Source organism: Streptomyces sp. NWU339 (assembly GCF_003143855.1).
Taxonomy (GTDB): Bacteria; Actinomycetota; Actinomycetes; order Streptomycetales; family Streptomycetaceae; genus Streptomyces.
Map to the genome: position 1 here is coordinate 1 of NZ_QFRK01000099.1, position 12,807 is coordinate 12,807.

Genomic DNA, 12,807 nt, shown 5'->3' on the forward strand with positions numbered 1-12,807 from the left:
ATCACGATGACCCCATGGCGCGAGACCGCTGACCGGACGCTGCCCTGCCCGCGCGGGCCGCCGCCCGTGCCCGCCCCTGTCCGCCGCGCAGGGATCGGGTGAGAAGGGGCGCGCTCCGCGACCCTGTGCAGGGCTCGCTCACCCGTGACCGTCGCTCGGCGTCTGTCCGCCGAGCTGGGGGAAACGCCCGTTCCGGCTTCCTACCGGAGCATTGCCATGTTGACCATGCGTATCCTGAACCGTCCTGTTCCCTCCACCGAATCGGCAGCACCTGCGGCCGCCGTGCCGGTCGTGACCGCCGCCGACTGCGGCCTGCTGCTCATCCGCTTGACTTTCGGGCTGCTGATGGCCGGGCACGGTGCCCAGAAAGTCTTCGGGCTGTTCGGGGGCCAGGGCCTGACGGCGACCGGCAAGGGGTTCGCGGCCCTGGGCTACCACCCGGGACAGCTGTTCGCCGCGATCGGGGGGCTGTCCGAGCTGCTGGGCGGCCTCGGCCTGGCCCTCGGCCTGCTGACGCCGCTGGCGGCCGCCGCCCTGATCGGCGTCATGATCAATGCGATGGCCACGGTCACCGGCGCCCACGGCCTGTGGGAGACGGACGGCGGCGTGGAGTACAGCGTGTGCATCGCCGTCGTCGCCCTGGCCGTCGCGGCCATCGGCCCGGGCCGGCTGGCCGTCGACCGTTTCTTCCGCTGGGGCACCGGCGGCTGGAAAGAGGCCGCCTTCGCCCTGAGCCTGGGCGGCGTCGCCGCCGCGATCACGCTCAGTCTCTAGACCAAGAGCAGCCGGCCCACCAGGTGAGCCGACGCCTGCTGCGCGGGGATCACTTCTTCGGTACGGGGTCCCCGGGTCTTGGGGGCGTCGCGGATCACCGTGCAGGCTCGGCGACCGCGAAGGGGAGTAGCCCCGCGATACCGGTCGTCGACACACTGGAACCCAGCGCAGGGTTCCCGGTGGCTGGGCCCGCACCGTGGTGTGGGCGGGCAAGACCTTCGGCCCTTCGTCGACGACGTATGCGTGTCGGCGGGGTCGAAGCTGCCGCCGTTCCCCTCGCGCGGTTGTTCTCGAAGCCCCCGCCGGTGCGGGAAGGCTGAACCAAGACCGTGATCCATTTCATACTGTTGATCGTCTGCGCGGTGGCGATCTATCTCTCTTGTGAGTGGTTCGTCAACGCCGTCGAATGGCTCGGCGAGCGCCTCAACGTGGGCAAGATGGCGGTCGGCACGATCCTGGCCGCCTTCGGCACCGCACTACCCGAGTCCGTCGTCACGCTCGTCGCGGTGACCACCGGCGCGACGGCTGAGGCCAAGAACATCGGCGTCGGCGCCGCGATGGGCGGCCCGCTGGCGCTGGCCACCGTCGCCTACGGCGTCACCGGCGCCGTGCTGCTGCTCAAGCGCCGCAAGGAGCGTGAGCGCACTGCCGCGCTGGTCGCCGCGGGCGGCAGGGGCCCCGACATGCCCGCCCCGCCGGCCAGTGACCCTGAGCAGGCGCTCGGTACTGCGAAGGACATGAAGCGGCTGGCCAAGGACCAGAAGTGGTTCCTGCCGATCTTCACCGTGAAGGTCGCGCTCGGCCTGGTCGCGTTCGCCTTCAAGCCGGTGCTCGGTCTGCTGTTCTTCGCCGCCTACGCGGTCTATTTCTGGCGGGAGATCCGCGGCGGCCAAGACGAGGACGGCGAGCAGGAGGAGCTGGAGCCGCTGAAGTTCCAGCCCAGGGCCGCCTCCCCGGCCACCTGGGCCGCCCTCGCGCAGACCCTGGTCACCCTCGCGGTGATCTTCTTCGCCTCGCAGCTGTTCGTGAAGCAGCTGGACGCCATCGGCCCGATGCTCGGCCTGTCCGCCTCGGTCACCGCCCTGCTGCTGTCCCCGATCGCCACCGAACTCCCCGAGATCATGAACGCGGTGATCTGGGTCCGCGACGCTGCTGCGCAATTCGCCGCCCCGTAGGAACAGCCACTCGGAGCAGCCGAGCATGGCCGCGTCGCCGCGGGTCGCGGAGTGTGGTCCCGCGGTCCCGGGGGATTGCGCAGCACAGTCGTGGATCTCCTCAAACGTGCCCGCTGTCGTCTGCCTTTCTCCGGTGGACGGCCGGGGCCCCGTCGGGGCTGTCGTCCGCGTCGCGGGGCAGGCCGATGGCGAGGAGCGCGACGTCGTCGTCGAGGTGCTCCGCGGTGTACCGGTRCAGGTCGGCGAGCAGGGCGTCCAGCACGCGGTCCGGGTCCGGCGGGAGGGGGCGGGACAGCCGCGGGATGGGGTCGTAGAAGACCCCGCGGTGGTCGCGGGCCTCGACGACGCCGTCGGTGAACAGCACCAGGACCGCGCCCTCGGGCAGGACGTACCGGTCGACCGGGATGTCCGGGTCGCCGAGGTTGGCCAGGCCCAGCGGCAGCGAGGGCGTGCCCGGCTCCAGCGGGCGGGCCCGGCCGCGGTGGACCAGCAACGGCGCCGGGTGTGCCCGGTTGGCCATGTGCAGGGTGGAGCCGTCGGCGGAGAGTTCGGCGATGACGGCGGTGGCGAACCTCTCGGCTTCCCCTCCGTTCTCGGCGGCCTGGGTCTCCTGGATCCGTTCCTCCAGGCGGCGGACCACGCCGGGCAGGTCCGGGATGTGGAGGGTGGCCTCGTGGAAGGTGCCCAGCAGCGCGTTGACGGTCTGGACCGCGCCCAGGCCCTTGCCCAGGACGTCGGCGATCATCAGCCGGATGCCGTAGGGGGTGGAGTGGATCGCGTACAGATCGCCCCCGATGGCGGCCTCCCGCGTGGCGGCCTCGTAGCGAGTGGCCACGGCCAGCGGCCCGATCCGGTGGGGCGGGGAGGGGAGCATCGCGCGCTGGACGGCCTCGGCGACCTCGCGGGCGTTCTTCAGCTGCCGCCGCTCGCGGGCCAGCAGCCGGTTGACCACTGCGGCCAGGAGGGTCAGGGTGACGAAGGTGGAGAACGGGAAGATGTTGTCGATGCCGAACGGCGTCCTGCCTCTCACCAGCGGCAGGGCTACCGCGGCGAGGAGCGCCGCCCCACCGGCGGCGATCGTCCCGGCCAGGGAGAGCCAGGGCGCGACCAGCACGGGAACAGCCGCCAGCAGGAGGAACACCCTCACATGTGGCGGGGTGAGGAGGTCGAGGAGGAACACGCCGAGGATCAGCGCGGCGGGCAGCCAACGAAACCACCGCATCTGAAGGGGCGGTGACGCGCGGGTGGGGCCCATTCTCCTGCGCTCCGGGGATGTTCCTGGACAGAAGCCGGGTTTCAGTCTCCGCCGCATCCCCGACCCCGGCGACCGGGGCACCACGGCCGGGCGAAGCTTCCGGCGATCAGCCGGACTTCTGCGTGTCCCCTGATGGGCATTGTCACGTGGGCTGACCGGCCCCGCGCGGACCTCGCCCGACGCCTTCAGGACGCGGTCCGCGCCCCGCCGGCAGCCCCGCATCCGCGCCCAAGCCCGCCGCCGGGCCGCCGCCAGCACTGGCCTGGTCATCGACACCCGCGTCCGGTTCGGCTTCACCGCCGCGCCCGGCACCACCGACGACGCCCGCCTCCGCCACCTCACCCTGCCCCCACACCACGCGGCCCGCCTCTTCGACGCCCACGACGCCGACGCCGGCGCACGGCAGCTGCGCGACAGCGCCGCCGAGGGCCTGGGTGAGGTGTCCTTCCGCGACGGCGGCCGCCGCGCCCACGGCCTGGCGGTGGAGTTCACCGATGGGGAGCACCTGGAGTTCGACCTGTAGGGCCGGGCTGTGCCATCAGACCGTGGGAGGCTGCGCAGCTGTGCATTCGGCTGTGGGTGGCTGCGGATTACCGCCGGGGCCGGCGCCCAGGGCGCGGCGCCCGGTGATTGGGCGCGTGGGCATCGGGTCGCCGGCGGATGGGGTGGTGGGCAGGCGTTCGGCGGCGAGCTGGGCGCGTGGCGCGGGCGGCAGCTCGGTGTCCGCTTCGGTGGCGGTGAGGGTCGGTCCGGTGCCCAGCGGGCGGCGGTCGGTCATGCCGGATTCTCGCCCGGCGCGCGTTGTTCTTCCTCACCGGKATCGCCGTGGGCGGCGGCGGGTTCCAGGGCGCGCGTGTCGTGTACGCCCCCTCCACAGCACCCTGCGCTGCTGCGATCGCGGTAGGTGGTAAGGCGGCAGAGCCGGGGAGACAGCTGGGTTGTTGGTGAGGGTGCGGTGTCGGCGACGGCATTCCGGCCGTGATGGTGCGCAGGCGCAGGCCTTCCCTGTGCTTACAGAGCGTCGCAACTCCACGATCACGGAACCTGTGCCTGTCCTGTCTGCCCGCTGGTCCCTGCCGGCCGCCTGTCTGCGCGACCTCTGACGCGTCGGCGTTCGGGTTCGGGGCCGGCTCGGGCGTGGGTGCGGCGGGCCCGGTGCTCCGGGCCCGGGTGAGGAGGTCGGCGGGCGGCCTGTAGCCGCCCGCCAAGCTCTGCGGCAGCAGGCCGCCCGCCATCGGCGACGGGGCGGTGCGGGTGAGYAGAGARGCGCGAAGGGGCCGGGCACCGGACACGCCGGCCCCGGGTGTCCGCGATCGGCTCGCGGCGAGGGGCATCATGTCCCTGGCCTGCTCGCGCGGTGGCGCGCGGGGACCCGGCGAGCCGGGTTCCGGTTCGCCGGGCGAGCCGCCCCTGCCACCGTGGACACAGTCCGTTGCGGGTGGCGGGCCCGCCCGAGCGCTCGGGAGGCGGGCCCGCCGGCCGGCCGCGGGTGCCCGCTGGCGGGGACCTGGAGCCGGCGTCAGGTCTTCGCCTCCACCGGGACGTTCTGCGGGAACCTCATCCGGCAGACGGCACCGCGTCGCGGGCCCGCCCGCGGGCTCGAGCACCCCGCCCGCCGCCCGGCACCACGGGAAGACGGGTTTCACCCGGTATGTCAACGAACGACACGCCGCGGCCGCGGGTGAGCGGGCGCCGGAAAAGTCCCCCGGACAGCCTATCGGTGCATCAAGTCCACTACAGGAAAAGCAAGCTGATTACACGTCAGCACGCCGTGACACAGCCCGCGGGCGCCTCCTGTGACCCGATTGGAGTCAATCCGCTGACTTTCCCTTATGTCCCGATATGACAGGTATGGGAATCGGTCAGTACGTTCATCACGAGTCGGCTGCCGGCCGATCCCACGAGACAGGAGAAGCACGTGATGAAGACTCGTCCCAATGTCGTTACCGCGGCCGTCGCGGCCGCCGCGGCCCTGGCCGTCACCGGTATCACCTACGCCTCGGCGTCCGCCTACGAGCCGGCCCAGGCCGCCCCCGCGGTCCAGCAGGCGGCCGCCCCCGCCGCGGCCCCCCTGGGCGGCGAATCCGGCCAGGGCAACGAAGGCCGGGGCTTCGAAGACAAGGGCAACGAAGGCCGGGGCTTCGAGGGCAAGGGCAACGAAGGCCGGGGCTTCGAGGGCAAGGACCACGAGGGCCGGGGCTTCGAGAACCGGGGCTTCGAAGAGAAGGAATTCGAAGGCCGGATCCACATCAACGAGCGTTCGTTCTCCGCCCGCCCGGACGGCTGCATCACCGTCGTGAGCGGCCTGGGCGCCAATAGCTTCAACATCCGCAACGACAGCAAGAGGACCGTCGAGTTCTTCCGCGGGGCGACCTGCGACAACGGCGCCCCCGTCGCGACGGTCGGCCCCCACAGCGAAGCGAACGGCATCAAGGTGCACCACACCGAGGGGGTCCGCGTCAAGAACGGGGTGGTGGGCAGCTTCCGGGTCGTCCACCGCTTCGGCGGACACGGCGGATACTGACCGAACCGCCGCCCCGGCACCACGCAAAGACCCCGGCCCGCTGGAATCGGGCCGGGGTTCTGCCTGCAGCATCCCACCCCGGACACCCGCTTTCACGCATCCACCCGGGCGCCCCGGCATAAATCCGGACAGCGGCGCCCTGCCGGCTCAGCCCCGCCCGGAAGTGCATCCCGGCCGCTGGTTCAGCCTGCGATCTCTCGGTTTCGGGACAGTGGGGTGAGTGACAGTGGGCCTGGGTGTGTTGATGCTGGTCGGTGGCGGTTTAGGGGCGTGGGGCCACTGTCATGAGGGTGAGAGATCCGTGGGTATCGCTGTCGTGGGGGCGTTATCGCGTGAGGGGTGATGCTGTCTCAGTTCCGTGAGTTCTGATCCGCTGGCCGGCGAGTGATTGGTGTGCTCGGGGGGTGTGGATGAGGGAGAACAGAGACGGCCTCGAGCGGGCTGTGCAGTGTCCGGGTCACTGTCCGGTGAGCTGCGATGTGCCGGGTTTGTGTCAGTGGAGTGGCTGGCAGCCGCCGGTGGCTGCTTACCGCCGTCTTTTCGCTGGTCCCGGTGGGGACGGGTGACGGTCCGCTGCTGACATGAGGGGGGCACGGGCAGCGGATCTTACTGTCACGACGCGGTATATCCCCTGGTGGTTCGCTGACATGAGACCGAGATATCGCAGGCCGGGCCAGCCCTCTCCTCACCGCCGCGCGGCGATCAGCGTAACCGGCCGAGGACCCGACCGCTTCCCCGGTCGGTCGGGCGTTGTCGTGGGTGGGAGCCACTGCGCTGGGTGCCGGCGGGGGTGTGCTGGACAGCGATCACGGCGGCGTCGTCGACCAGGTGGCCGCCGACATGGGCGAGCAGGTCGGTGCGCAGGTGGTGGATCAGCGCGGAAGGGCTGTGGAGGGTCCAGGAGGCGGCGCGTTCGGTCAGCGGGTAGAAGGCGCCTTCGGCGTCCCGGGCCTCGATCACTCCGTCGGTGTGCAGCAGCAGCAGGTCTTCGGGCTCGAGCGTGAAGGTGTCGGCGTAGTACGTGGCAGCGGTCAGTTCGCCCAGGCCCAGCGGCGGGGCGGGGCGGGTGGCGTGCAGCGCGCGGACCTGCCGGCCGTGCAGGAGCAAGGGGGGCGGGTGCCCGCAGCTGACCATGTGGATCAGCGGCAGCGTGTCGGGGATGTCGAGGAGCGCGGCGGTGATGAAGCACTCCCCGGCCGTCTCCGCCTCGGTGGGCTCGGCCAGGTTCCAGCACACGCTGTGGTCCAGGTAGGCCGCGAGGTCGGGCAGGGTGGCCTGGCGGTGGGCGGCCTCCCGGAAGGCGCCCAGCAGCAGGGCGGCGTCGCTGATCGCGGTCAGCCCCTTGCCCATCACATCGCCGATGATCAGCCGGGTGCCGGTGGGGGTGCGGACGGCCGCGTACAGATCGCCGCCGATCAGGGACTGCTCCTGCGCCGCCAGATACATCGACGCCACCCGCAGCGGGCCGATCCGCCGCGGCAGCGGCCGCAGCACCACCCGCTGCGTGGCCTCCGACACCATCCGCACCAGAGCCAGCTCACGGGCGTGCCGCTCGCGCAGCCAGCGGAAGACCGTCACGAGCACCGACACCACCAGCAGGGCGACGAACTGGGACCAGAAATCCATCGTGCCGAGCAGGTGGGAGTCCAGGCCGATGACGAGCATGCCCACCATCGCGACTGCGGCGATCGCCCCGGTGATCAGGGTGGAGGCGAAGGACGCGGTGAGCGCGGGCGCCACGATCAGCAGCGACGGACCCAGCGGCAGCCCCTTGGCCAGCACGTCGACCAGCACGATGACCGCGATCAGACCGAGCGGGAGCGCCAGCAAGGCATCCCAGGCTTGCCGTGGTCGAAGACGCTGCGTGAACCGCTGCCGCAATGGCATATCTCCTGCCTACACCCGACCGGGCAGCCCCGCAGCGGCACGCACGGCCACCCATCGGCAACCGGGCATGAGCGCGAACACAGGCAAACGTCCCCACGCGGTGCGCGCCCGGTGGCAGCCCCGCGTCCGCGCCCAGGCCCGCAAGCAGGCGGCCACCAGCACCGGCTTGGTCGTCGACACCCGGGCCCGGTTCGGTTTCACCGCCGTGCCCGGCACCACCGACGACGCCCGCCTCCGCCACCTCACCCTCGCCCTGCCCCCGCAGCACGCGGCCCGCCTCTTCGACGCCCAGGACACCGGAGCCACCGAACAGCAGCTGCGGGACATCGCCGCCGAGGGCCTGGGCGAGGTCTACTTCCGCGACGGCGGCCGCCGTGCCCACGGCCTGGAGGTGGCATTCACCGACGTGGAACACCTCGAGTTCGACCTGTAGGTGGTGCGGCGTGCTGCCGCATGTGTCGGTTCTGTTGAGCCGAAGCCCGATAGTTGTCACATCGGCTCAGGCGACGGTGACGAACACGGTGATGCCGAAGGCCCGCAGCTACTGCGCCGGGGTACCGCGCGAGTAGCGGCGGCGCAGTGCGCGCAGCTGGGCCACCTGCTCCTCGAAGGGCGGTGCCTCTGCGGTGTCGAGGTACGGCACCGGCAGAAAGACGACAGCGCCGCCGCGCAGCTTGGCCGCGACACGGAGATGGGTGCTGCGGTTGCGGGGGTCGCTGCTGTCTACCCGTACTTCCTCGAAGTGGACGATCTCGTCCCACTCCAGCCGGTGCCACCGCAGCACCGTGCGGAACCTCAGTCCGGCCGGCCCCGCCTCCACGCGGCGCCCGAGCAGCGTGAGGGCGCCCGTAACGGTCGCTACAGCGATCGCTCCGGAGAGGATCCCCCACGTGTCGGCTTGCGCAACACCGAGTCCGGCCGCGACCCCTGCCGCAATCGCCGCCAGTGCGGACAACGCGATCGCCACGCGTACGGACTTGCCTCCGGCGCGCAGGGACAGCTCACCATGATCAGTCACCCTCGTGATCCTGCCACCCGCCCGCCACCACGCCTAGTACTGCAACGACACTCCGTGACGTTGTGGGTGCCGTGTCGTTGGTTGTTGCGTGGGGGAAGAGATAACTGACGGCTGGTCAGATGCGTTTGATGACTTCGTGGCTAGGTTCGCGGGCCGGTTCGGCCGGGTGGAGCCCCGACGACGGATGGTGTCCTACCTGCGGGGACTGCTCAGTGAGACGGAGCGGAAGAACGGCTGGACCCTGGCGGAGGCCGCCGGGGACGACGGTCCTCAGGGCATGCAGCGGCTGTTGAACCACTACCGGTGGGACGCGGACGCCGTGCGTGACGACGTCCGCGACGCGGTGGTGGAGCACCTCGGGGACCCCGAGCGGGGAATCCTCATTCTCGATGAGACGGGATTCCTCAAAAAGGGTGTCCGGTCGGCGGGTGTGGCCCGGCAGTATTCCGGAACGGCGGGACGGATCGAGAATTCCCAGGTGGGTGTCTTCCTAGCGTATGGATCCGGGAAGGGCCGGGCGCTGATCGACCGCGAGCTGTATCTCCCGAAGGAATGGACATCGAACCGTGAGCGTTGCCGGGCGGCCGGCATCGGTGATGATGTCGAGTTCGCCACGAAACCCGACCTGGGCTTGCGCATGCTGAAGCGGGCCGTGGAGTCCGGCATCCCGTTCGGGTGGGTCACCGCCGATGAAGTCTATGGGCAGACAAGCCGGATCCGTATCTGGCTGGAAGAACACGACATCCCTCATGTGGTTGCGGTGCCGAAATCGCAGATGGTCATGACCATGGAGTTTTTCGGCCAGGCCCGCGCGCACAAGCTGATCGGCGAGCTTCCCGACGATGCGTGGACGCGCCTGAGCTGCGGCGACGGCGCTCACGGTCCACGCGCATACGACTGGGCCGCGGCAGCGATCCGGCCCTGGCGGCGCGAGGGCTGGGACCATTGGCTGCTGGCGCGGCGCAGCGTCACCGACCCCACGGACATCGCCTACTACATCTGCTTCTGCCCGGCCGGAACTCCGCTGGAGAAACTCGTGCAGGTCGCGGGATCCCGGTGGATGGTCGAGGAATGTTTCCAGACCGCGAAGAACGAGACCGGACTCGACCACTATCAGGTCCGTGGGTGCGCCGCATGGTACCGGCACATAACCCTCTCCATGGCCGCCCTCGCCTTCCTCGCCATCCTGCGAGTCGAGGCAAAAAGGGGGATCCGGAAACTGGTACCGATCAATCCCTCATACCCGTGACCATGAACGAGGCCCGGCGGCTCTTCAACCGCATCTCCTCTCCTATCCGCCACCGCATCCAGCACGTATTCGCCTGGTCATCATGGCGAAGAAGGAGCCAGGCCCGAGCTCGCATCAGCCACTACAGACGTCGGGGACACCACGAAGTGTCGTTGCAGTACTAGGGTGCCGATCACACCTGGCCAAGTGCGGATCTGCATCTCAATGTCACCGGTTCCTGTAGTGGTGACACCAGTGCCCTCCAGCGCTGGTATCAGGGCGGTGAGTTGGGAGTTCGCCGTGCGGTGTGGGGTGGTGACATCGGGGTGCAGTTTTTGCGGTGACGGCTCGTGAGGTTGCTGCAGGTCGCGGCGTGTCCTTCCGATGCAGATTCGCAGACGCGTTCCGGAATTGGCATCCTGGGCAACATTTCAGAAGATAATTCTCTTAGGAACCCCGCCTTGCTCAATTACCTTGGCTACGGGGGGGTATCCGCGCGCGCTCCTGAAAATTTTCTTCGCCTTCATCAATGTTAGCGCTTCCTTGCTTCTGACATGAAAGAATGCGGCGCCGTAGTGGATGGTGGATAGAGTCAAGATAATCCCGACGCGCCATTCAATACCGGGAATCGCGGTATTGATAATGGCGATAAATATGCCAAGGGCTGCCAGAATCCCGGTTGCCACCCTTAGGCATAGAGAGATCCTGATGGCTAGATCGAGCTTCCACATGAGTCGCGAGCACGTTCGACATCTGGGCACGTACACGATTAAAAATTCCGTATTCCAGGTGCTCGTGAAAATAGAATTGTCAAACCAGTGATGCGTTGCGAGTTTAATTGGGTGTGCGTACTTTTTCTTCGCTTGGCTACGTCCGCAGTACCAGCACTCATTAAACATGAATGATGCTCCCAAGGGAATATTCAGCAAGGGATGTCGAATGATACCGACTCTTGTCGGGACCAGGGTCGATGCGTTCTCACGCGGTGAGCTGGAGCATCGTGGCTGCATGGTCGGGTCAGTGATGACGCGCATCGGGTTGTCAGTGTTTCTTCGGAGTTGATGTGCCAGTGATCCGGGGTGGCGTTGGCCCTGGTCGAGATGATGACAGTGGTTGCCGGTTTCGCGCTGACCTTTTTGATGAATCACCAGGTCATTGTGTTGCCGGTCGGTGCCACGGCTCGGTGTTCGTGCTGGTCAGCACCGGGAGGCGGAGGCGAACCATCTCGGCGCATCCCAGCGGTCCTCGAACGCCGGCCCCCGGGAGGTCGGCGCCATGCCGTCCAACTTGATGGGCGTTATCCATTTTTCACCGTGGCGCGTCATGTGGTTTCACCGGTTCCTGTGGTTGATGTTCGGCGTTGAGGTTTCAGTGGTTTAGCTGCGATCTCTCGGTTTCGGGACAGTGGGGTGAGCGACAGTGGGGTCTGGGTGTGTTGTTGCTGGTGGGTGGCGGTTTAGGGGCGCAGGGCCACTGTCATGAGGGTGAGATTTTTGTGGGGTATCGCTGCCGTGGGGGTGTTGTCCCGGGCGGGGTGACGCTGTCTTAAGTTTTGTGAGTTCTGATCCACTGGCTGGTGGGTGGGTGGTGCGCTCGGGGTGTGGATCAGGAAGTGGAAGGCAGGGCATGAAGATCTACGGCGAGGTGCGGCCGGACGTGGCCGAGCGTCTGCCACTGGGCAGCGGCGAGGGTGCCGCCGAGCGGAGCGAACCTGAGTAGCCAGATCCTGCGGCCCTTCCGATGAGGGCGGGCCGGTGCGRCCTGCGCCGTCCGGCCGACTGTGGACGTTGTGCAGCAGCACCGCGGCGAGGGCCATGGCGTCACCGACCGATCATGTAAATAAACTTTGACATGGTGTCCGGTGCGCTTTACATTGACGGATGTCAGCTTTGTTTTACATGAGGAGCGGGCATGGCCTTCGAGGAAAAGCGCGCCTGGGTGATGATCCTGGTCTCCCTGGCCGCGTACACGCTCTACGTGACGACCGTCCTGGGCCGGGCCGGCGACGGCCCGCTCGCCGACGTCGCCTACGCGGGAACCCTGCTGTGGACCATCGGCGGCGCCATCGTCGCCGCGATCGTGACCCACATCGCGATGGCCGTCGTGGGCGGCCCCGGCGCCGACCGCACCGACGAGCGCGACCGTGAGATCAACCAGGTCAGTGAGCGCATCGGGCAGTCGATGGTCGTCGTCGGTGCACTCGCCGCACTGGTCATGGCCMTCRCCGAGCTGCGCCACTTCTGGATCGCCAACGCCGTCTACCTGGCGTTCGTGCTGTCCGCGGTGCTCAGCTCGTTCGCCAAGATCGTGGCGTACCGCAAGGGCGGCTTCCAGACGTGGTGAAGCCGACGCGGGTCACCAACGCGATCCGGGCCCTGCGGTTCGCGCACGACCAGATGACCCAGGCCGAGCTGGCCGACCGGGTCGGCGTCACCCGCCAGACCATCATCGCGATCGAACAGGGTCGCTACTCCCCCTCGTTGGAAATGGCGTTCCGCATCGCCCGGGTGTTCCGGGTCGGACTCGACGAGGTCTTCCAGTACCCCGACACCGAAGGAGACCCCTCATGAGGGCGATCGTCCAGGACGAGTACGGCCCGCCGCACGTGCTGAGCCTCGGCGAGGTCCCGATCCCGACGCCCGGCGCCGGCCAGGTGCTGATCCGGGTGCACGCGGCCGGCGTCGACTACGGCGTGTGGCACCTCATGACCGGGCTGCCGCTCATCGGCCGCCTCGGCTTCGGCCTGCGCCGACCCCGCAACCGCGTGCCGGGCATGGACGTGGCCGGCGTCGTGGAGTCCGTCGGCGCCGACGTGACCGCGTTCCGCCCCGGCGACGAGGTGTACGGCGMGGCGACCGGCGCGTACGCGCAGTTCGCGCTCGCCCGCCCGGGCAAGCTCGCCCGCAAACCCGCCAACCTGAGCTTCACCGAAGCGGCGGCCACACC

Annotated in this window: 12 protein-coding genes and 2 pseudogenes; 9 read left to right on the forward strand and 5 right to left on the reverse strand. The window is 69.0% G+C overall.

Features of this window, described 5'->3' with window-relative positions; translation table 11 throughout:
* Positions 1 to 225: 225 nt before the first annotated feature.
* Together DIZ27_RS42615 and DIZ27_RS42620 are read left to right on the forward strand one after the other, a co-directional pair.
* Positions 226 to 774 carry a DoxX family protein gene (locus DIZ27_RS42615; protein WP_375232079.1) on the forward strand — a complete coding sequence of 183 codons (549 nt, stop codon included), beginning with the start codon at positions 226 to 228 and terminating at the stop codon, positions 772 to 774.
* Between the two features lie 329 nt (positions 775 to 1,103).
* Positions 1,104 to 1,949, forward strand: a complete 846-nt coding sequence (locus tag DIZ27_RS42620) for a sodium:calcium antiporter (protein WP_258308868.1) — start codon at positions 1,104 to 1,106, stop codon at positions 1,947 to 1,949.
* Between the two features lie 100 nt (positions 1,950 to 2,049).
* Here the strand turns inward: DIZ27_RS42620 and DIZ27_RS42625 are convergent, their stop codons facing one another.
* On the reverse strand, positions 2,050 to 3,171 hold the full coding sequence (locus DIZ27_RS42625) for a PP2C family protein-serine/threonine phosphatase (RefSeq protein ID WP_258308869.1): 1,122 nt from the start codon (positions 3,169 to 3,171) through the stop codon (positions 2,050 to 2,052).
* A gap of 189 nt (positions 3,172 to 3,360) precedes the next feature.
* Between DIZ27_RS42625 and DIZ27_RS42630 the strand changes: the two are divergent.
* Positions 3,361 to 3,727, forward strand: a pseudogene (locus DIZ27_RS42630) (XRE family transcriptional regulator); the annotation flags it as partial.
* Between the two features lie 15 nt (positions 3,728 to 3,742).
* Here the strand turns inward: DIZ27_RS42630 and DIZ27_RS42635 are convergent.
* Complete coding sequence (locus DIZ27_RS42635) at positions 3,743 to 3,982, reverse strand: hypothetical protein (RefSeq protein ID WP_109383668.1); 240 nt, start codon at positions 3,980 to 3,982, stop codon at positions 3,743 to 3,745.
* A gap of 1,143 nt (positions 3,983 to 5,125) precedes the next feature.
* Here DIZ27_RS42635 and DIZ27_RS42640 point away from each other — a divergent pair.
* The gene (locus DIZ27_RS42640; protein WP_109383669.1) at positions 5,126 to 5,728 is read left to right on the forward strand and encodes a hypothetical protein; all 603 of its coding nucleotides are present in this window, start codon (positions 5,126 to 5,128) and stop codon (positions 5,726 to 5,728) included.
* 702 nt (positions 5,729 to 6,430) lie between these two features.
* Here the strand turns inward: DIZ27_RS42640 and DIZ27_RS42645 are convergent.
* Positions 6,431 to 7,558 (reverse strand): PP2C family protein-serine/threonine phosphatase, encoded by a 1,128-nt coding sequence (locus DIZ27_RS42645; protein ID WP_309074994.1) that lies wholly within the window; start codon positions 7,556 to 7,558, stop codon positions 6,431 to 6,433.
* On the opposite strand from DIZ27_RS42645, the gene DIZ27_RS49115 reads away from it, so the two are divergent.
* Positions 7,524 to 8,048: an XRE family transcriptional regulator gene (locus tag DIZ27_RS49115; RefSeq protein ID WP_375232080.1), complete on the forward strand. Its 525-nt coding sequence runs from the start codon at positions 7,524 to 7,526 to the stop codon at positions 8,046 to 8,048. The two genes, DIZ27_RS42645 and DIZ27_RS49115, sit on opposite strands and share 35 nt — an antisense overlap.
* A 108-nt stretch (positions 8,049 to 8,156) precedes the next feature.
* On the opposite strand, the gene DIZ27_RS42655 is transcribed toward DIZ27_RS49115, so the two are convergent.
* Positions 8,157 to 8,633: a hypothetical protein gene (locus tag DIZ27_RS42655; protein ID WP_109383671.1), complete on the reverse strand. Its 477-nt coding sequence runs from the start codon at positions 8,631 to 8,633 to the stop codon at positions 8,157 to 8,159.
* Between the two features lie 100 nt (positions 8,634 to 8,733).
* On the opposite strand from DIZ27_RS42655, the pseudogene DIZ27_RS42660 reads away from it, so the two are divergent.
* Positions 8,734 to 9,843 (forward strand): annotated as a pseudogene (locus tag DIZ27_RS42660) (IS701 family transposase); the annotation flags it as partial.
* Positions 9,844 to 10,292: 449 nt separating this feature from the next.
* On the opposite strand, the gene DIZ27_RS45415 reads toward DIZ27_RS42660, so the two are convergent.
* Entirely contained in the window at positions 10,293 to 11,009 is a 717-nt protein-coding gene (locus DIZ27_RS45415) for a hypothetical protein (RefSeq protein WP_146229123.1), read from the reverse strand.
* Positions 11,010 to 11,772: 763 nt separating this feature from the next.
* Between DIZ27_RS45415 and DIZ27_RS42665 the strand changes: the two genes are divergently transcribed.
* The 3 genes from DIZ27_RS42665 to DIZ27_RS42675 all read left to right on the forward strand — a co-directional run.
* Positions 11,773 to 12,204: a hypothetical protein gene (locus DIZ27_RS42665; RefSeq protein WP_109383673.1), complete on the forward strand. Its 432-nt coding sequence runs from the start codon at positions 11,773 to 11,775 to the stop codon at positions 12,202 to 12,204.
* Positions 12,205 to 12,227: 23 nt separating this feature from the next.
* Entirely contained in the window at positions 12,228 to 12,431 is a 204-nt protein-coding gene (locus DIZ27_RS42670) for a helix-turn-helix transcriptional regulator (RefSeq protein WP_307824952.1), read from the forward strand.
* Positions 12,428 to 12,807, forward strand: a 380-nt coding sequence (locus tag DIZ27_RS42675) for an alcohol dehydrogenase catalytic domain-containing protein (protein ID WP_181383984.1), incomplete at its 3' end; no start/stop codon positions are given. The genes DIZ27_RS42670 and DIZ27_RS42675, both read left to right, overlap by 4 nt.

Bases quoted from the DNA above. Each gene is read 5' to 3' on its own strand.
- DIZ27_RS42615 (WP_375232079.1), top strand. From the start codon at position 226: ATGCGTATCCTGAACCGTCCTGTTCCCTCCACCGAATCGGCAGCACCT.
- DIZ27_RS42635 (WP_109383668.1), bottom strand. From the start codon at position 3,982: ATGACCGACCGCCGCCCGCTGGGCACCGGACCGACCCTCACCGCCACC.
- DIZ27_RS42640 (WP_109383669.1), top strand. From the start codon at position 5,126: ATGAAGACTCGTCCCAATGTCGTTACCGCGGCCGTCGCGGCCGCCGCG.
- DIZ27_RS49115 (WP_375232080.1), top strand. From the start codon at position 7,524: ATGACCGCGATCAGACCGAGCGGGAGCGCCAGCAAGGCATCCCAGGCT.